19 protein-coding genes are annotated in these 18949 nt (G+C 57.0%); 10 read left to right on the forward strand and 9 right to left on the reverse strand.

Annotated elements, in window-relative coordinates:
• Positions 1-124: 124 nt before the first annotated feature.
• Positions 125-388 (reverse strand): hypothetical protein, encoded by a 264-nt coding sequence (locus AO242_RS23265; protein WP_099270523.1) that lies wholly within the window; start codon positions 386-388, stop codon positions 125-127.
• 388 nt (positions 389-776) lie between these two features.
• Here AO242_RS23265 and AO242_RS23270 point away from each other — a divergent pair, with 388 nt between their 5' ends.
• A complete protein-coding gene (locus AO242_RS23270; RefSeq protein WP_099270524.1) occupies positions 777-992 on the forward strand; it encodes a type II toxin-antitoxin system prevent-host-death family antitoxin in 216 nt (71 codons plus the stop codon).
• A gap of 285 nt (positions 993-1277) precedes the next feature.
• Positions 1278-1739, forward strand: coding sequence for a hypothetical protein (locus AO242_RS23275; RefSeq protein ID WP_099270525.1), 462 nt, complete (start codon positions 1278-1280; stop codon positions 1737-1739).
• Here the strand turns inward: AO242_RS23275 and AO242_RS23280 are convergent.
• Positions 1736-2266 carry an AAA family ATPase gene (locus tag AO242_RS23280; RefSeq protein ID WP_099270597.1) on the reverse strand — a complete coding sequence of 177 codons (531 nt, stop codon included), beginning with the start codon at positions 2264-2266 and terminating at the stop codon, positions 1736-1738. The two genes, AO242_RS23275 and AO242_RS23280, sit on opposite strands and share 4 nt — an antisense overlap.
• Positions 2267-2418: 152 nt before the next feature.
• Here AO242_RS23280 and AO242_RS23285 point away from each other — a divergent pair, with 152 nt between their 5' ends.
• From AO242_RS23285 to AO242_RS23310, 6 genes are all read left to right on the forward strand, one after another.
• Positions 2419-2841, forward strand: a complete 423-nt coding sequence (locus AO242_RS23285; RefSeq protein ID WP_099270526.1) for a RidA family protein — start codon at positions 2419-2421, stop codon at positions 2839-2841.
• A 753-nt stretch (positions 2842-3594) separates the two neighbouring features.
• Positions 3595-4314 carry a gluconate 2-dehydrogenase subunit 3 family protein gene (locus AO242_RS23290; protein ID WP_027901258.1) on the forward strand — a complete coding sequence of 240 codons (720 nt, stop codon included), beginning with the start codon at positions 3595-3597 and terminating at the stop codon, positions 4312-4314.
• A gap of 36 nt (positions 4315-4350) precedes the next feature.
• Positions 4351-6120 (forward strand): GMC family oxidoreductase, encoded by a 1770-nt coding sequence (locus tag AO242_RS23295; protein WP_099270527.1) that lies wholly within the window; start codon positions 4351-4353, stop codon positions 6118-6120.
• A gap of 11 nt (positions 6121-6131) precedes the next feature.
• Positions 6132-7508: a c-type cytochrome gene (locus AO242_RS23300; RefSeq protein ID WP_099270528.1), complete on the forward strand. Its 1377-nt coding sequence runs from the start codon at positions 6132-6134 to the stop codon at positions 7506-7508.
• Between the two features lie 259 nt (positions 7509-7767).
• On the forward strand, positions 7768-8022 hold the full coding sequence (locus AO242_RS23305; RefSeq protein ID WP_099270598.1) for a type II toxin-antitoxin system RelE family toxin: 255 nt from the start codon (positions 7768-7770) through the stop codon (positions 8020-8022).
• A complete protein-coding gene (locus AO242_RS23310; RefSeq protein WP_099270529.1) occupies positions 7961-8332 on the forward strand; it encodes a helix-turn-helix domain-containing protein in 372 nt (123 codons plus the stop codon). Before AO242_RS23305 ends, AO242_RS23310 begins: the two co-directional genes overlap by 62 nt.
• Positions 8333-8572: 240 nt before the next feature.
• Here the strand turns inward: AO242_RS23310 and AO242_RS23315 are convergent, their stop codons facing one another.
• Together AO242_RS23315 and AO242_RS23320 are read right to left on the reverse strand one after the other, a co-directional pair.
• Complete coding sequence (locus AO242_RS23315; RefSeq protein ID WP_099270530.1) at positions 8573-9136, reverse strand: GNAT family N-acetyltransferase; 564 nt, start codon at positions 9134-9136, stop codon at positions 8573-8575.
• Between the two features lie 180 nt (positions 9137-9316).
• Positions 9317-9688 carry a PH domain-containing protein gene (locus AO242_RS23320; protein WP_027899651.1) on the reverse strand — a complete coding sequence of 124 codons (372 nt, stop codon included), beginning with the start codon at positions 9686-9688 and terminating at the stop codon, positions 9317-9319.
• Positions 9689-9778: 90 nt separating this feature from the next.
• Between AO242_RS23320 and AO242_RS23325 the strand changes: the two genes are divergently transcribed.
• Positions 9779-10093, forward strand: coding sequence for a DUF7693 family protein (locus AO242_RS23325; protein WP_027899652.1), 315 nt, complete (start codon positions 9779-9781; stop codon positions 10091-10093).
• Here the strand turns inward: AO242_RS23325 and AO242_RS23330 are convergent.
• Positions 10084-11415 carry an aminotransferase-like domain-containing protein gene (locus tag AO242_RS23330; RefSeq protein WP_099270531.1) on the reverse strand — a complete coding sequence of 444 codons (1332 nt, stop codon included), beginning with the start codon at positions 11413-11415 and terminating at the stop codon, positions 10084-10086. The genes AO242_RS23325 and AO242_RS23330 overlap by 10 nt on opposite strands.
• Positions 11416-11502: 87 nt before the next feature.
• On the opposite strand from AO242_RS23330, the gene AO242_RS23335 reads away from it, so the two are divergent.
• Positions 11503-12399, forward strand: coding sequence for a DMT family transporter (locus AO242_RS23335; protein ID WP_099270532.1), 897 nt, complete (start codon positions 11503-11505; stop codon positions 12397-12399).
• A gap of 1060 nt (positions 12400-13459) precedes the next feature.
• Here the strand turns inward: AO242_RS23335 and AO242_RS23340 are convergent.
• From AO242_RS23340 to AO242_RS23355, 4 genes are read right to left on the reverse strand one after another with little or no spacing between them, the layout of a single operon-like run.
• Positions 13460-15226 (reverse strand): ABC transporter ATP-binding protein, encoded by a 1767-nt coding sequence (locus AO242_RS23340; RefSeq protein ID WP_099270533.1) that lies wholly within the window; start codon positions 15224-15226, stop codon positions 13460-13462.
• Entirely contained in the window at positions 15216-16331 is a 1116-nt protein-coding gene (locus tag AO242_RS23345; protein WP_099270534.1) for a beta-glucosidase, read from the reverse strand. The genes AO242_RS23340 and AO242_RS23345 overlap by 11 nt, the downstream gene beginning before the upstream one ends.
• A 49-nt stretch (positions 16332-16380) precedes the next feature.
• Positions 16381-17571 (reverse strand): UDP-galactopyranose mutase, encoded by a 1191-nt coding sequence (gene glf / locus AO242_RS23350; protein ID WP_099270535.1) that lies wholly within the window; start codon positions 17569-17571, stop codon positions 16381-16383.
• Positions 17559-18749, reverse strand: coding sequence for a glycosyltransferase family 1 protein (locus AO242_RS23355; protein WP_099270536.1), 1191 nt, complete (start codon positions 18747-18749; stop codon positions 17559-17561). Before AO242_RS23355 ends, glf begins: the two co-directional genes overlap by 13 nt.
• Positions 18750-18949 lie beyond the last annotated feature (200 nt).

Genomic DNA, 18949 nt, shown 5'->3' on the forward strand with positions numbered 1-18949 from the left:
GTGACACATCCTGTGCGCATGTATCGCCTGAGCATCGCCTCCCAAATGGAAGTTGAGCGCCACCTTGATCCGTCCCGCGGGTCAGCCATGAGCCAGAGATCGTAGCCAACCCTCGCGGTGTTTATCAGGCGTTGACCTTATCCAGCCTGACTTCCATCAACTCCAGCACATCACAGCTGTCTTGTAGCAACAGGAAAGCGGCCTCAGCGACGTGAGCCAACTGGTTCTCATCGGCGTCTTTGGTCGTGGTGCTGGCTAAACAGCTCATCAGATTTTTGACTGCGCGCAAGCGTTGCGTGGCGCAGAGGTGCAGGTCGGCCATTGGGGCTTCGGGGTTTATGAAGAGGACGGTATTGGGATATTGATTCAGCGGAGTATGTTGGGTCATGAATGAATCCAGAGGGTAATGGCTAAACTCGCCACCCGTCTCATCGCCAAACGAAATCAGGTGGCAACTGTGCGCAGGTTGGCGAACCGGTCATACCCACCCGGCAGACCCGAAGGTCTCCCGCGCACAGCCGCCATAAATGTCGCCCGCACGAAGTGAAGACAACCAGCAACTGAAGCTGTTGAAAAGGTATGAGCCGGATCGCCAAACCCGGTCGCTGATGTGCAGCGACGGGGCGAATGATAAGTGCGGGGTTTGCCTGGTGCAACCGCTGTTAAATCGATGTTGAGACTGAGTGAAATCGCTTCATTGATAAGCCTGGATCTGAACCCACATGATGCTGGTCTAGAATCAGCACTGACGCTTGATGGCTTACAGGAGCACCACCGTGAAAACTCACAACGTCCATGGAGACAAGAAACACCTGACCCAGCCTGTCGTTGCGGCTGCGGATGGCGAAACAATCATCATTGCCAAGACTGAATCTCCAGTCACTGAACTGATGCCTACAACCTCTAAGCGACGCGGAATGCTGCCCGATATGAGGTTTAATGCTGAGGCTTTCGAAGCCATGGATTCAGAAATTGCTGATTTGTTTAAGTAAAAAATGAAGCTGCTGCTCAACACTTACGGGACGATCACACAGACCAGCCCTCATCTTTCAGTGCAAGAGGGGCCGTCCCGTCTTCGACGCTGCGTTGTCGCGTGGCAGCAGGCTCCTACAGGCGAAAAGTATTCCATCAGATGGTTAAATTTTGTTTGATGAGACCCCGGCAATGCGGGCTTGATCCCACCCGCTCAATAACCGCAAATTATTCAAGTAAACGCTCCACCTGCGGACATTCTGTGAACGCAACCTTCGTTCAATTCACTAAGGCAGCCAACCCCGATGGCCTTTGTATTAGTTTTCATTGGTTTTCTGGCCTTTGTGTCGGGCTACATTGTTTCGCTTGAAGACCGGCTTCAGCGCGACGGAAAATTTTGCCCGTTCAGTGTGCGCACGAACCTCAAGGCATCTGTGCGAGCACGCAAAACCCTGACCTGGCTAGGAATGCTGATCTGGGTGATAGCGGGTGCATGCTACCTCTGGGGACCGCCAATTGAGGTCGCGCCTGATGACCAACTCGGTGGGCTGGGCGTTATCGGGCTTATCTTCGCGCTCATGTATTGGGGCCGTGCAAGAGAACATGAATTCCAGAAAACCGGAGCATCGACCGACTCATATGCTTATCAGGATGCAATCGAGCCTCACGAATGGTGGCCGATTACGTTCCGGGCTTTGATTGATGTCGCGAAAATTCTGCTTTTTCTGATCTTGATGTACGGGATCAAGCGGTTGATCAATCTCTAGTCCGGGGCGGTCTGGCGGCGGAGCCTTTCAATCTCCGCCACCACCGCACTCAACCGCCCCTCCTCCGACAAATCCCCCTCCAACCTGAGCACCTCGCACCTGCGCTGCTCAAGCCAAGCCCGATGCTGCTGCAAACTCCGCCCCGGTTCGGTACCGCTGTCGTACTGCGCGGCCCATGCCAGAAACTCGGGCCTGGCCACACCGAAACGCTGCTCTTCGCGCAGCTTGAGCCGGGCGAGGCGTATGTCGCTGGGGACGTAGAGGAAAACCACTAGATCGAAAGTATCTTCAAGTTCGCTGCCCCAGCCCATTATCGAACCGGAAACAACAGCCTCGGCAGCGGCGCGCATATCGAATAACAATGCAGCGCCACGCTGATCCTTGGCCACCATCTGTTGATAAGGAGGGTTAGTGGGCAGCCATTGATAATCATCACCCTCCAGATGTCGCGCCGATAGTGCCTGGGACAGGTCGCGACCTAAAGTCGAGGTACCGGAGCCTGGTGCTCCGGTAATAAGAATATGCATAGATTCCGGGCCAATCAGATACTGAAAGAGTGCGTCGCAGAACAAGGTCGGAATGCTAATTCATTAGTTTATTGCGATCCATTGAACAGGCGCCTTGACCTCAACCTAACTAGAGGTCTGAAACTGCCGACTCTTTCATCAGGAGTCAGCCTATGTCCAAGTTTGATATCGCCCCTGCTTTCCAGTTATCCAATCCACCAGGCCTGTACGATCCAAGTCCAAATGGTTATTCCCACGTAGCCCAATTGCAGCCGCAGGCGCAGCTCCTGTACATCGCTGGGCAAGGTGGTGAAGACCAACAGGGTCAACTGTCTTCAGTGTTTGCCGAGCAAGCCAGACAGGCGCTCGCCAATCTCGCCATTGCGCTGCAATCCAAAGGTGCCAGTCTGAATGACGCATTCAAACTGACGCTGCTGATTGTCGATCACGACCAGGAAAAGCTGCGCATTTGGGTTGAAGAAGCTGATCGAGCGTGGGGAATATCGATGAAGCCTGTGTGCACATTGATTCCGGTGCCGCGTCTTGCGCTGGACGGGATGCAGATTGAAATTGATGCTATTGCAGCCATTCAGTAAGAAGTTGTACGACGCCTTCCATGATGTCTCTAACTAGACATTGGACCTGTAGGAGCTCACCGAGGTTACGAGGCCAGCGATAGCGGAGTGTCAGACATACCGCCATCGCTGGCCTCGTAACCTCGGTGAGCTCCTACAGGAATCGAGTCATTTAAGAATCGTATTTCAACGATGGGCATGAACTCCCATTCGCTCTGAAAATCATCAGGATTATCCCCATCGTCGCCAATCTGGCCGATATGCGGCATGGAAATACCAAAAGCGTCCCGGATGCGACATCGCAACACCTTGACAAAAATCGGAAATAATTTGTCGCATCTTTTTCAAACCTGATAGCATCCTGCTACCCGTGATGAGCAGACGATACTTGAGTATCGCGCCTCAATGCTGTGCTGGATGAATGTTGTTCATGCAGTCGCACCTACGCAAACGATCACAATTAGAGCAACCCTTGAGGTCTGCCAGCCCTGTTCCAGATTGCGCGCTAGCGCTTGAGATGATCGCGAGTTGTACGTTGACTGGTAACGTATGCCTTTTACGTTAACCATCGCCGGTTGGAAAGAACCACCAACCATCGCGTTTCGTTGAAACGATCCGGAACCTGAAAACGTCGCCGTCAATGTCCTTCAATCGAAGGCGCATCCGGCTGCGCGCTATTTACGTTGGCTAAAGGGGTTGCACAGCAGGTCGAGGCTTTCGATTTCCGATAGCACCGTCCGGGGTTTTCTTGTGAGCATTCATAGGGGCCTCACCATGTTGTTGAATAAACCAACGTCACGAAGGAAGTTTCTGCTTTCTTCCTTGATTGCACTACCTGCGATAGGCGTCGCCATTAAAGGCCTGAGCGCTGCGGAAGCAGCGGAGATGGTTGCGCCAAAACTTGAAGAATATCGTCCGACTTTTTTCAGCGCATCTGAATGGGCTTTCATCATGGCGGCCTGTGACCGCCTGATCCCGGCCGGTGGCCGTGGGCCTGGCGCGCTGGAAACCAACGTCCCGGTGTTTATCGATCAGCAACTGGCCAGCGATCTGGGCAGCGAGATCTATCTGGAAGGTCCTTTCAAACTCGATGCGCCGGCGGAAATGGGTTATCAGATTCCTTATCGTCCGCAAGAGATCTATCAAAAAGGCATCAAGAGCGTTGACGCCTTTTGTCAGGAGAAGCACCAGAAGAACTTCGCGTCTCTGGATGCAGCCAAGCAAGAAGACGTCTTGAAGCAGCTGCAGAAAGGCGAAGTGAGCTTCAAAGCGTTTGGCGAGGACGTGCTCAAGTCCAAGCAGTTCTTTGGCGAACTGTTGAACCACACCAAGCAGGGTTACCTCTCGGACCCGATCTATGGCGGCAACAAGGGCATGAAAGCCTGGATCGCCATCGGTTTCCCCGGAGCCCGCGCCAGTTACGTGGAGTGGGTGACACAGCACAACGTCAAGTACCCCCTCGGCCCGGTCAGCATCAGCGGCCAGCGCGGTTGATCTCCCTTCGCCAAGCATTTCCAGGATAGTTTTCTCATGGCAAATATTACTAATGACGAAGTCGACGTAGTCGTCGTCGGCCTCGGCTGGGCTGGCTCGTTGATGAGCATTGAACTGGCTCAGGCAGGTTTGGAAGTACGCGCTCTGGAGCGCGGTGAAGATCGTAACAACACCGACTTCGCCTATCCAAAGCCAGCGGATCAATATGCCTACGGCATCCGCAACAAGATCATGGCCACGCCAAAAGCGGCGGCCATGACTGTTCGCCACACCGCCAACGACGTTGCTCTGCCTACCCGTAAATGGGGCGCTTTCGAGCCAGGTACTGGCGTGGGCGGCTCGGGCCTGCACTGGACCGGCGTATTGATTCGTCCGACCCCGACCGACATCAAGCTCAAGACCTATGCAGACCAGGCTTACAAGCCGGGCATCCTGCAAGAAGACATGCGCATCGGCGATTACCCGTTCACGTGGGATGAAATCGAACCGTTCCTCGACAAGTTTGACAAGATCTGTGGCCTGTCGGGTAATACCGGCAACCTGCAAGGTCGCATCATCGAAGGCGGTGACCCGTTCGAAGGTCCGCGTTCCAGCGCCTTCCCGCTGCCGCCCCTTGAAGACACCCTGAACTGCAAGATGTTTGCAGACGTGGCGCGCAAGATGGGCTACCACCCGTTCCCGAACCCGTCGGCGAACGTGTCACAGGCGTGGACCAACCCGTACGGTAATCAGATCGCCCCGTGCAACTACTGCGGTTATTGCAGCAAGTACCCGTGCCTGAACTACTCGAAAGCCTCGCCGCAAACCGCGGTGCTGGATTCGCTCAAGCGCATGGAAAACTTCTCGTACCGGGTTAACGCCAACGTACTCAAAGTTGAGCTGCACCCGGACGGCAAGACCGCCAAAGGCGTGACCTACGCCGACGCCGACGGCAACCTGGTATTCCAGCCTGCTGGCATCGTTGTGTTGGCGGGCTTCCAGTTCGTCAACGTGCGCCTGATGCTGTTGTCCGGTATCGGCAAGCCTTACGACCCGATCACCGAAACCGGTACTGTTGGCCGCAACTACGCGTTCCTGAGCAACGGCGGTTCCACGCTGTTCTTCAAGGACAAGGAGTTCAACCCGTTCGCTACCGCCGGTGCTACCGGGCAGATGTTCAACGACGTTTCGCCGGGCAACTACGACGGCGCAGCACTGGGCTTCATTGGCGGCGCGAAGATTCACAGTTCGCAAGCCACCGGCGCACCTATCGGTACAGCGCTGCCAAGCGGCACGCCGGATTGGGGCCAGGGCTGGAAAGAAGGCATGCAGGATTGGTATGGCCACTCGATGAAAGTGAGCATCACCACCAGTTGCCAGTCTTATCGTGGTCACTACGTGGACCTGGACCCGACGTACAAGGATCCATGGGGCTTGCCACTGCTGCGTATCACCTTCGACTGGAAACAGAACGAGCTGAAACTGCAGCAGCACTTGCGCAAAATCGTGCTGGATATCACCAAGGAACTGGGTCCGGACAGCTACAGCGAAAGCTTCCTGGCGATGGACTCTCATTGGGATATCACCAAGTACGTATCCACCCACAACGTGGGCGGCGCGGTCATGGGCGACGATCCGAAAACCACGGCACTCAATCGCTATCTGCAGAGCTGGGACGTGCATAACGTCTTCGTACCGGGCGGCAACGCCTTCCCGCAGAACTTCCAGGCCAACCCGACGGCTTTGATCGGCGCATTGACCCTGTTCTCGGCTCAGGCCATCAAAGACCACTACATCAAAAACCCTGGCCCACTGGTTCAGGTGTGAGGAGCGAGAACATGAAATCCAGATCCCGCTCCCCGCTGCTGGTACTTCTGGCAGTTTGTGTAGTGCTTGCCCTGCTGGCCTGGCTGGTCAGTGTGTTCCTCAACAAATCGGGTGACGCATCTGCGCAGATGACTCAGGAAGTGACGCCTGAACTCATCAGCAAAGGCGCTTACCTGGCACGCGCTGGCGATTGCGTGGCGTGCCACACCGCTCACGATGGCAAAACCTTCGCGGGCGGTCGTGGTATCGAGTCGCCAATCGGTACGATCTACGCCACCAACATCACGCCGGATAAAGACACCGGTATCGGTAGCTGGACCTATGGCGACTTCGAGCGCGCAGTACGTCGCGGTGTCGGTCACGATGGCAGCGCGCTTTACCCGGCGATGCCGTTCCCGTCGTATGCCAAGGTCTCGGATGAAGACACGCAAGCGTTGTATGCGTACTTCATGAAAAGCGTTGAGCCAGTCAAGCAAGCCAATCAGGCCAACGATATTCCGTGGCCACTGTCGATTCGCTGGCCGCTGGCTTACTGGCGCACGTTCTTCTCGCCAGCACCGGAATCGACGGTTGCACCTGTTGCGGGCACCGATCCGCAACTGGTTCGCGGCGCGTATCTGGTACAGGGCCTGGGCCACTGCGGTTCTTGCCACACACCGCGTGCGCTGACCATGCAGGAAAAAGGCCTCGACGAGAAAAGCAGCGACTACCTGACGGGCGCTCTGCTCAACGACTGGGCTGTGCCTTCGATCCGTGGCGTTGCTCACTGGTCGCAGGACGAAATCGTCGACTACCTCGGTTCTGGCCGTAATGCCAAAGCGTCGGTTGCCGGTGAAATGACTGACGTTGTCGCCAACAGCACGTCGCACATGACCGATGAAGACCTGCATGCGATGGCGGCTTATCTGAAGTCGTTGTCTGGCCCCGCTGACAAGAATGGCGAAACTGTTTATCAGCACAATGCTGAGCGCAGCGCCGCCACGGCCAGCAAACTGACCGCAGCCAAAGACCTGACCCTGGGCGAACGTCTGTACCTGGATAACTGTGGCGCGTGCCACTTTGTCAAAGGTGAAGGCGCTTCACGGATCTTCCCGCGTCTGGACGGTGCTTCGATCATCAACGCCGAAAACCCGACCGCGCTGGTTCACGTGATTCTCGCTGGCGCAAAAACGCCATCCACCGCGAGAGGCCCGTCGATCCTGCCGATGCCAGGTTTTGCCGAGCGCATGAACGACGCAGAAGTTGCCGAACTGGCCACCTTCCTGCGCCAGGGCTGGTCCAACCAGGCGCCTGCGGTGTCTGCGAAACTGGTTGAGGAAGTTCGCACGGCCCTGGCCGAAGGGCATCCGAAGCAACAGAAAAAGCTTGAGGCCAGCAACGAGAAGTAAGTTTTACTCGTTGTAGTCAGAGCTGTTCAGAAAGCCCGCCTTGTGCGGGCTTTTTGTTGGTAGGTAAATCAACCATGAACACCCGTAGGAGCGGCTTTAGCCGCGAGGCTCTCCCGCCCTGAAACCGGTCCCGCGAACTCAATTGGCGTATGCGGTAATTGGTCTGGGCGGCAACATTATGCAAGGGTGTGATCATTGGCAAATTCAGAATTATAAGTAAATATGCGAGAATTACTTATAAAAGACCTATATATTGCCTGTGAATACCATTACCTGGACCCGTAAGGCCGTTAAGCAACTCCTGAAATTGCACACGCCACATCAGGTTCAGATTCGCGATGCGGTGACCATGCTCACGGTTATGCCGGACGTAGCCAACGTCAAGATGCTGGTCCGACATGAACACGGATACCGGCTGAGAGTTGGTAACTACCGGGTCCTGTTCGATTGGGATGGCACAGTCAAAATCGTCAGCATACAAGAGGTCAAGAAACGTGACGGACGCACCTACTGACGTTCAAATCATCAACGGTCCGGATGGAAAACCGGCGTTCGTGGTGATCCCGTACGCGCAATACGTGGCTCAACACAAAAATCAAAGCGATTTGATCCCCCATGAGGTGGTCAGCAGAATCGTCGATGGAGCCTCCGCTATTCGCGCTTGGCGTGAGCATTTGGGACTGACTCAAGAAGAGGTCGCCCAGCGACTGGCCATCACCCAACCGGCTTACGCGCAACAGGAAACTGTCGCCAGACCGCGCAAAGTTACCCGAGAAAAAATTGCGCTGGCATTTGGTATCAGTGCAGATCAACTGGAGCTTTGAGAGTGTGATCCAAATGAAGCAGTGAAATACTGTTTTGTTGAAATCGCGCCCGGTGCGACAACAGGATGCAAGTCCGGGCAAAGCTCACAAATATTGGTACTCACCTGTAGGAGTGAGCTTGCTCGCGATGAACGGTGACGAGGTGCAGTTGACAAACCGAGTCGCCTGCATCGCGGGCAAGCCTCGCTCCCACAGATTGCAGGCCAACATAGAATCTCCTACGGGGCCGCAATATCAGGACTACTTACGCCGCGGCCGCGACACCACCGATTCGATGTTCTTGCGCCCGATCAGCATCGGCTTTTGCGGCGCGTCTTCGGTCAGCCACTTGAACATCACCAGACAATCCACCAACCCCAACCGCGCATGCTGGTAAGCACGTGGCAGTCGGCCGACGACGTCGAAACCGAGCTTCTGCCACAACGCCACCGCCACTTCATTACTCGCAACCACTGAGTTGAATTGCATGGCGAGGAAACCGCTTTCAATGGCTACCTTCTGTGAGTGCTCGCACATCAACCGCGCAACCCCACGCCCGCGCGCCGCTTCGGTGACCATGTAGCCGCAATTGCACACGTGGCTGCCGGGACCTGCGGCGTTGGCTTTGAGGTAGTAGCTGCCGAGCAGTACGCCCTCCTCTTCGGCGATGAAGGTGTGCAGCGGCATTTCCAGCCATAGGTGCAGGGCCTGCTCACGGGTCAGTTGCGGATCGTAGGCGTAGGTTTCCCGGGCAGCGATCACGCTCTGAAAAGTGGGCCAGAAAAGCTCGAAGTCTTCGGCGGTCATGGGCCGGATGTTGATCATGGGACAACCTTGAAGATGTGGGTCAAAGGGGAAGTTTCAGGCCTGGCGCGCAATGTGCCAAGAGGCGAACTCGCTGGACACACCACTGTAGGAGCTGCCGCAGGCTGCGAATAGCGGTGTGTCAGGTATAACTGATCGCATCCTTCGGCAGCTCCTACAAGGGCCGCCTATCAGTTGAAACTACCCCAACAGATGCCTGGATATCAGCCTGGAAATCTCAACCATGGAAGTCTTCCCGGTGAACTCGAACTTCACTTTGCCCAGTGCGGAAAAATAGATTTCAAGCTCCGAGTCCAGGTCGAAGGTGCCGGAGGTTTCGATGGAATACGCGACGATATTTTTATACGGCAATGAGGTGAAGTCTTTCTTGCTGCCGGTCAGACCTTGCACGTTGACGGCGATGATGCGCTTGTTGGTAAACACCACGCCGTCGCGCATGGACTTGTATGAATCAATGACCTGCTCACCTTCCAGCAAAAGCGCCGTCACACGCTCGGCGTATTCATCGTTCTGCTTGAGTTTGAAGAAGCCTTTGTTATTGAAATCGATCATCCACTGCGCCTCGCCTGTAAAGTAATCTTCCCGGATTGCTGCGGGCATGTTCAGGCAGTGCCGCATCGGTTTCAACAAGAGAATATCTGTATGGTAAAAAGCACTACCGACCTGACGGCCCGCGACGTCTATCAACTCCTGAAAGACATCGCCCTCGAAACGCGAACGTTGCACACGGTGAAAAGCCGAAAAGGGCAAATCGAAATCGAGGTGGATGGCTGGCAGCTCACACTGGTCAGTGAGGAGAACAAGCTGAGCCATTGCCAGGCCTGCCGGTCACCCGAAGGCAGTCACGGGACCGCAGACAGTTGGCAGCGCTACGGCACCGACCCGGTCAAGCTGCTGAGTATCTGGGAACATGAACAACTCCAGCGCCTGCTGAAGTTATCCACAACTCAGGAATAAACCCCAACGACACGGTTAACCGTTTTCAGTGCAGTACGTAGCGTGGGCATGTCTACAGAGCCGAGTGCCAGGCGGATCGCATGCGGCACGTGTACGGACACCGCGAAAGGCTCGGCAGTGGACACCGAAATGTTCTCGCGCATCAGCGCCGCCGCAACCTGATCCGCTCGTGCATCTTCGGCCAATGGCAGCCAGGTGAAATAGGAAGAGGGATGACGAACGCAATTCACTCCCCCCAACAGCTCATCCGCCAGCAATTGTCTGGCTTTGGCATCCGCACGCTTTTGCGCCTCCAGCCTGCTGACAGTGCCGTCATCCAGCCAGCCGGTAGCAATCGCCGTCATCACCCCGGCAGTGTTCCAGCTTGTGGCTCTGATCGCGCGTTCGAGCGCACTGACGCGGGAGGCCGGGGCAGCAATGAATCCAAACCGCAGCCCGGTGGCGACGCTCTTCGACAGGCCGGAAACATACACTGTGCGCTCCGGAGCCAGGTGCGCCAAAGGCGGTGGCGGATTGGGCGCAAGAAAAGCGTAAGCCGCGTCTTCGATGATAGACAGCGCATGTTGTCGCGCAATCTGCACCAGCCGCTCGCGTTGCTCGATACCCATCGCCCAGCCCATGGGGTTATGCAAGGTCGGCATGCTGTAGATCCCCCGCACTGTTCTGCGTCGGCAGAGTTTCTCCAGTGCATCCAGATCAGGCCCTGAATCCGTCACAGGCACAGGCAACACTTCCAGGCTCAGGGACTCAGCCAACACTTTGAAACCGGGATAGGTCAGCGCATCAGCCGCCACCACATCACCGGGCTTGAACAGCGCCATCATCGCCACCGTCAAACCATGCTGAGCGCCGTTGACCAACAACACCTGACCGGCCTCGACGGTCAGCCCGCGACTGCGCAGATGACGTGCCACGGACGCCCGCTCATGGCCTCGCCCGGCATGCGGCTGGTAGCGCAACAGCGATTCCAGATCACCGGACAATGCCAACTGGCGCAGCGCAGTGCGCAACAACTCGGCCTGCCCTGGCAATGACGGATAGTTGAAATTGAGGTCGATAACGCCGGTTGCGACGTCAGGCTGATCAATGCCATGCCCCGCCGGCAATGAGGTCTCCCGAACGAACGTGCCCCGCCCTGCTTCCCCACTCACCAGCCCCATGGCCTCCAGCTCGGCATAGACCCTGGACGCCGTAGCCAGCGCCAACCCCTCAGCCGTGGCCAGGGTTCGGTGTGTGGGTAAGCGCGTTCCCGGCGGCAAGCGCCCCGAACGAATATCCGCGGCGAACGCATCCACCAGTGATTTGTAGCGGGCGTGTGGCATGTCGAACTGTATCCATGACAATTTTTTGATTGTACTGATACTCGATCCTAGGATGCCTTTACGCAACCCGACTTGAGAGTGGCCCGCATGGAACAAGCATCTGCCCCAAAAATCGTTCCCATGGAAAATGCCACCCGAGGCTGGATCAACGGCTTTATCGGCGTCGTGATTTTCAGTGGCTCGCTGCCTGCTACTCGGGTTGCAGTCCTGGAATTCGACCCGGTGTTTTTGACCGTCGCCCGGGCAACGCTCGCAGGCGTGCTCGCGCTGTGCGTGTTGTTGCTGTTCAAAGAGCAGCGTCCGGCACGCCACCAATTACTGTCTTTATTGATCGTCGCCATTGGCGTAGTCGTCGGCTTTCCACTATTGACCGCGCTGGCGTTGCAACACGTGACGTCAGCACACTCCATCGTCTTCCTCGGCTTATTACCACTGGCCACGGCAATATTCGGTGTGCTGCGCGGAGGCGAACGGCCTCGTGCTGCCTTCTGGTTATTCTCGGTGCTGGGCAGCTTGACGGTGGTTGGCTTCGCCCTCTCTCAGGGCCTGAAGGCCTCGGCCACCGGCGATGTCCTGATGCTATTGGCGATTCTGGTCTGCGGCCTGGGTTATGCCGAAGGGGCCAGACTCTCGAGAACACTGGGTGGCTGGCAGGTGATCAGTTGGGCGTTGGTACTGTCGCTACCGTTCATGGCGGTGCTCAGCGTTTTGCTGAGTCCACCGTCGTTTTCGAGTATCAGCCCACCCGCCTGGCTGAGTCTGGGCTACGTATCGCTGTTCAGCATGTTGATCGGCTTCGTGTTCTGGTACCGCGGCCTCGCACAAGGCGGGATCGCTGCAGTTGGGCAACTGCAATTGCTACAACCGTTTTTCGGGCTGGCGCTGGCGGCGACGTTGCTGCATGAACAGGTCAGCGCGGGGATGCTCGGGGTAACGGTTGCGGTGATTATTTGTGTGGTGGGTGCGAGGAGGTTCTCCAGGTAGCGGGTAGAGATTGCCCTGCACCCTGGCACGGCGCCAAACCGGTAGGAGCGAACTTGTTCGCGAGGCGTCAGGCCTGAACCAACGCGTAAAGCCTCTCGTCAACAAGTTGCCTCCTACCTGGAGCGGCGCTATCTGATTACCCTGCACCCTTGCGCGGCGCCAAACAGGTAGGAGCGAACTTGTTCGCGAGGCGTCAGGTCTGACCCAACGCGTAAAGCCTCTCGCCAACAAGTTGCCTCCTACCTGGAGCGGCGCTATCTGATTACCCTGCACCCTGGCACGGCGCCAAACCGGTAGGAGCGAACTTGTTCGCGAGGCGTCAGGCCTGAACCAACGCGTAAAGCCTCTCGCCAACAAGTTGCCTCCTACCTGGAGCGGCGCTATCTGATCGCCCTGCACCCTTGCGCGGCGCCAAACGGTAGGAGCGAACTTGTTCGCGAGGCGTCAGGCCTGAACCACAGCGTAAAGCCTCTCGCCAACAAGTTGCCTCCTACCTGGAGCGGCGCTATCTGATTACCCTGCACCCTTGCGCGGCGCCAAACGGAAGGAGCGAACTTGTTCGCGAGGCGTCAGGCTTGAACCAACGCGTAAAGCCTCTCGCCAACAAGTTGCCTCCTACCTGGAGCGGCGCTATCTGATTACCCTGCACCCTGGCACGGCGCCAAACCGGTAGGAGCGAACTTGTTCGCGAGGCGTCAGGCTTGAACCAACGCGTAAAGCCTCTCGCCAACAAGTTGCCTCCTACCTGGAGCGGCGCTATCTGATACGGTAGGAGCGAACTTGTTCGCGAGGCGTCAGGCCTGAACCAACGCGTAAAGCCTCTCGCCAACAAGTTGCCTCCTACCTGGAGCGGCGCTCTCTGATTACCCTGATCGCCCGCTGCTTGATAACAGAAAGCCGACCGAATCAATCCAGCACGATAATCCTGCCTTCGAGCGTGAGGCTGTCAGCACGCATTTCATCGGGTTCTAGTTTGCTTTGGTACTCAGTCACCTCAACTTTTTTACCCACCGCAAGTTTGGCTGCGGAACACGGTGAAAACGTTGAGCATCGAACGCATTCACTCCTCCGGGGCATTCATGCTTTGCGTCTGCCAGAGCGTTCGAAATATCCCGTCCTGACTGCGCAATTCAGTTGGCGAACCGTCCTGCACCACACGGCCGCTTTGCAGCACCAGAACCCGGTCAAAGCTGGCAATGGTCGATAATCGGTGGGCGATGGCCAGCACCGTGCGCCCGCGCATCAGATTAGCCAGCGCCATCTGAATAACCTTTTCGGATTCCGAGTCCAGCGCGGAAGTGGCCTCGTCCAGAATCAGGATCGGAGAGTTGCGCAGAAACGCCCGCGCCAGGCCAAGCCGTTGCCGCTGGCCGCCTGACAACATCACGCCGCGCTCGCCCACTTGCGTACCGTAGCCGCTGGGCAGCGCGTTGATGAAATCTTCGCAATAAGCTTGCCGCGCCGCATCGATCACCTGTTGCTCAGTAGCCTTGGGTTGGCTGTAAGCAATGTTCTCGTAGATGCTGCGATTGAACAGCGCGGTTTCCTGGGGGACCACTGATATCTGTCGGCGCAGGCTGTCCTGACTGACCGAGCGGATGTCGCGGTCGTCGATCAGGATGATGCCGCTGCGCACATCGTCCAGGCGTTGCAATAGACTGATCAGCGTCGATTTACCTGCACCCGACACGCCAACAATGCCGACGCTTTGCCCTGCCGGTATCTCCAGAAAGAAATGCTTGAACACCGAACGTCCGTCCGGGTAGCTGTAGCTCACGTCGATGAAGCGAATATTGCCACGCGTCGGAGCCAGTTCTTCGTGGGTATCGCTCAAGCCATGGGGCTGGGCAATAATGCTGAGCGTCTCAGCGATCACGCCCATTTGTTGGGAGGTATCCACCAGAGCCAGGGCCAGATCCCGCGAGCCGTGAAGGATGCGAAAGGTCAATGCGCTGACCATCACCACATCACCCGCTGTCACCAGACCGTCGACCCACAAGTCTATGGCCCAACCGAGCATGCCCCCGGCCATCACCGACAGGCAGACGTCATGCAACACGCGGGCTTTTTCCAGATAAATCCAGCTGCGGCTTTGGGCCTTCGCTTCGACACCTATGGCTTTTTCCAGCCTTAAACGCTCCCGCTCACGGGCAGAAAAAGCTTTGATGCTCCACACGTTGGACACGAGGTCGACGATCTCGCCACCCACCCGCGCTGACTGCGAAGCAAAGGCAATGTGCTTGGCCCGGCCGTTTATACCAATCAACGTGATCAAGGCGGCGACCGCGATTACGCAAGCGATCAAAACCAGCGCCATGGACAATCGCACCGTACACAGCACGATGACCGCGCCGAGAAAATCGACACACGGAGGAATGATTTTCCACGCCAGCCCGCCGTAGATGGAACCGGCTGCAGCACCCGCCGATGAAATCCGGTTAGCCAGTGCCCCCGCAAAGTGTTGAGAAAAGTAGCGCATCGGATGCCCCGTCAAATGGCTGAACAAGTCGATGCGCAAATCTGCGCAACTGCCAACCACCGTTCGACATCCGAGCCAGCCACCTGCCCGCCAGAACAGGTTCTCCAGCACGATGAGCGCAATAAACAACACAAACGGGAACCACACATGACCTGCGGCGCGATCCTCTATGGCCATGGCGTCCACCAGCAGCTTCATGCCGTATTGCACGGCAACCGCACAACTTGCTGCCCCCACAACCAGAACCAGCATGGTGCCGAAGTGCCAGGGCCGTACCCGGACGTAACGCCAGAGAAAAGGCACTGGAGTATCAGGCAGCGGGCGTTCCCGTATTCGGCTATTGATCATGGCGAGTCGAAAGCGCCTGGATCTGCACGCACAAAGGATGATGCGGTGCCCGATTGCCCTCGCCGTCCGCATAACCAAACAGGCCTGCCGGGCAGTATCGACCGTCGTCCCAGCCGGGATAGTCCAGAAACGGATACCAGCACAGCGCCTCCACTTCCACGCCTCGCTGCCGGGCCAAAGCGATCTGTGTGCTGACGTAGTCGAGCCAAGGCACACGCTCCTCGTCTTCGGCACCGGTCTCCGAAATTAATAACGGTCGCTGGTAACGCTGCTGCACCTCCTTGAGCATGCCCGCGAATGGACGATAGGCAGGCTCACCGCGCAGGATTTTCCCGCCGTTGAGTACCCACTGGTTTTGCGGGTAGAAATTGACCCCGACGATGTCCAGGTACTCTTCTCGCCCACCCAGGCCTGGCCACTGACGACCCGTCAACAAATCCCAGCCTTCAAACTGCGCCAATCGATACTGTTCGGCCTGATTGATCTCGTCGCTTCGACTTGACCCCGCCACCACATTGATCAATGGATCACACTGCACAAAACGCGCGTTCGGCGTGTGCTGACGAACCGACTCAATCGCCGCGATACTGGCGCGTACCAATTGATGTTTGAGCTCCTGCCCTCGCCCGTGGGTGCAAGGGTTGAAATAACCCACGTCACCGCCCGCCCAGCTCCAGAAAGAGAGTTCGTTGATGGGTGAGAAAAACGGTACGTCCATGCCTTCGTCTTTCATCAGTTGGGCAACCGCTCCTGAAAACCGGGCGAAGCGCTCCACGAATTCAGGCCTCCAGATATCAAGCCCGTCGGGATAGCCGTAATGACACAGATCCCACACCACTTGCACGTTGTAATCGCGCGCAGCGCGCAGCATCGGCAGAAAACTGCTCCAGTCGTAGTAGCCCGGTCGGGGCTCGATCAGATGCCAGCGCAGTCCGTCGCGGGCGCAGGCAATTCCCAGTGACGCCAGTTGCGCGTAATCCTTTTCAACACTTCGGGCGTGGCCGGTTTCGGCGAGCATGTCCAGCCGCCGCCCATCCCGGCGACGGTGTGAGGAACACTCATAACCGGCCATGACAAACGAGTTGAACAACCGAGCGGAGGTCATCACAGCCCCCCGCGAAAACAACTCAATGGCAGCGCTTGCCGGCCGCACATCAGAGTGACCCGACTGCGTGGCTTAGCGCCGCGTTAGACTCCTTTTCGATACGTTGATAGAGCGCCAGCGCCTGCCCCACGACCTGATCCATGTTGTAGTACTTGTAAGTACCCAGCCGCCCCAGAAAAGTGACGCCCGGGGTTTCATCTGCCAGCGCGCTGTAGCGCTTGTACAGCTCTGCGTTTTCCGGGCGCGGGATCGGGTAGTACGGGTCGCCTTCAGCACACGGAAACTCATAGCTGATGCTGCTCAACGGATGCGTCTGGCCGGTCAACTGTTTGTACTCGGTGATTCGTGTGTAGGGCACGCTCTGATCGGGATAGTTGACGACGGCCACCGGCTGGAACTGTTCGACAGGCAGCGTCTCGTGTTTGAACTCAAGGCAGCGATACGGCAACCGGCCAAAGCAGAAGTCGAAATACTCATCGACCGGCCCGCAGAAAATGATCTCCCGATAGCTGACCTGATCCCGGGCTGCGGTGAAGTCAGTATTGAGCAACACGTCGATGCGTGGATCATCGAGCATGTTTTCGAACATACGCGTGTAGCCATGCAGCGGCATCATCTGGAACGCGTCAGTGAAATACCGATCATCATTATTGGTACGCGTGGGCACGCGAGAAGTGACGGACTTGTCCAGTTCCGAAGGGTCCAGGCCCCATTGCTTGCGGGTGTAGCCCTGAAAAAACTTCTCGTATAACTCACGCCCGATCTGGTTGATCACAACGTCTTCGGAAGTGCGAATATCCGCCACAGGCTCTGCGCGCTCAGCCAGAAAAACCTCGGCTTCATGCTCGTCCATAGCGCGACCATAGAGCGTGTTCAACGTGGTCAGATTGATCGGGATCGGCAACAGATGCTCGTCGACCTGTGCCAGCACGCGATGCTCATAAGGACGCCATTCGGTAAACAGCGACAGGTAGTCGACGATGCGCTGCGCATTGGTGTGGAAGATATGCGGCCCATAGCGGTGGACCATGATTCCGGCTTCATCCAGGTGGTCATAGGCGTTACCGGCGATGTGCGAGCGCCGGTCGACTACCAGCACATTCTTGTCGAGGCCCTGCGCCAGACGCTCGGCGATCACCGATCCGGCAAAGCCTGCGCCGACGATCAGATAATCGTAAATGCGCTTCTCACCTGCCTGCGACGGGCCTTTTTTTGCGTTCTCCATCGTTATCGTAGGCATTCGATCTGCTCCTTCATGAGGGCGCAGGTTTTATCCCACGACATGCCATCCAGCACTGCGTCAGCGCGTTGGTTGAATGAGACGTCAACCCTGGATTTCAGCGCAGCCTCAATTCCAGCAATGAATGCCTGCGGCGAATTGGCGATGGTGACTACACCTGAGTTGCCATAGCCGCTGATCACGTCGCGAATCGGCGTGGACACTACCGGGCAGCCGCCCGCCAGGTATTCCGGCGTTTTGGTCGGGCTGATAAATCGCGTCGATTCGTTGATCGCGAATGGCATCAGCGCCACGTCCCATCCCGACAGATACAGCGGTAGCTCGTCATAACTCTTGGGCCCCAAATAGTGAATATTGGGCTGGCGCGGCAGTGAGTCAGGGTCGATTTTTACCACCGGACCAATCAGCACGACCTGCCAGTCAGGTCGTTGGCTAGCCAGTTCGCTGACCAGTTCGATGTCGAATCGCTCATCGATGACGCCGAAGAAGCCCAGTCGGGGATAACCAATGCCAGCCTGGTCCGCGGGTTCTGGAAGCCTGTCACGGGCCGCTGCGAAGTGTGCAATATCGACGCTGCTGGGCACGGGATGGGCGTTGCCATGCTGAAGTTTCTTCGCCTCCCACAAGCTGTAGCCGCCGGTGAACACCACATCAGCCCTGGCCATCAACTGACGTTCTTTTTCCAGCAAATCAGACGGTGCGCCCTTGAAGGCCGACAGCTCGTCCATGCAGTCAAAAATCGTCACGCGAGCTTTCAGGTGGTCGGTGAATGACAGGCTCATGGGTGTGAGATACCACAGCAGCAGCTCTTTGGCCGAGGGTAGGTCTTTGCCCGAATGTTCGGCCAGATACCCGTCAAGCAATTCGCGTTGCCACTCCACTGCTTGCTCAGCGCTGGTGCCATGGGCAAAAAGGGGCACGATGACGGTAATGCCCGTTGCAGGTTGCGAGATATCGAGTGCCGGCTGAGGTGTGTCCGTGAAGATTGGCTCTTCAAAGAACAACACATCGTAATCCTTGGCCAAACGCGACATGACGTGTTGCGGTCGCTGATAAACGAACCCCCAGCGCAAATGAGACAGGCACAGCAAAGTAGGTCTGGCCAGACTGATTGCACGTGATGGGGTGTCGATTTTCACCAGCGAAAGGGCGTCGTCAGGCTGCTCTGGAAAATTCATGTCGGATTCCTTTTGAAATATGGATCCGAGACTGAAGCCAGCTTGATCGCGGCCTCGAAGACACTCGTCTGTTGAATAAAACGCTACTCGGTGATTGAGGATCACGTTCTGCGCGCTTCATAACTTGGAGGCCTGCCGTTCCCGCAGCGTTCAACACGCCCCCACGTAAAGCCGATGAACAGCAGGTACCGGTGAGTAAA

The sequence above is a fragment of the Pseudomonas sp. ICMP 561 genome (genome assembly GCF_002699985.1).
GTDB lineage: Bacteria > Pseudomonadota > Gammaproteobacteria > Pseudomonadales > Pseudomonadaceae > Aquipseudomonas > Aquipseudomonas quasicaspiana.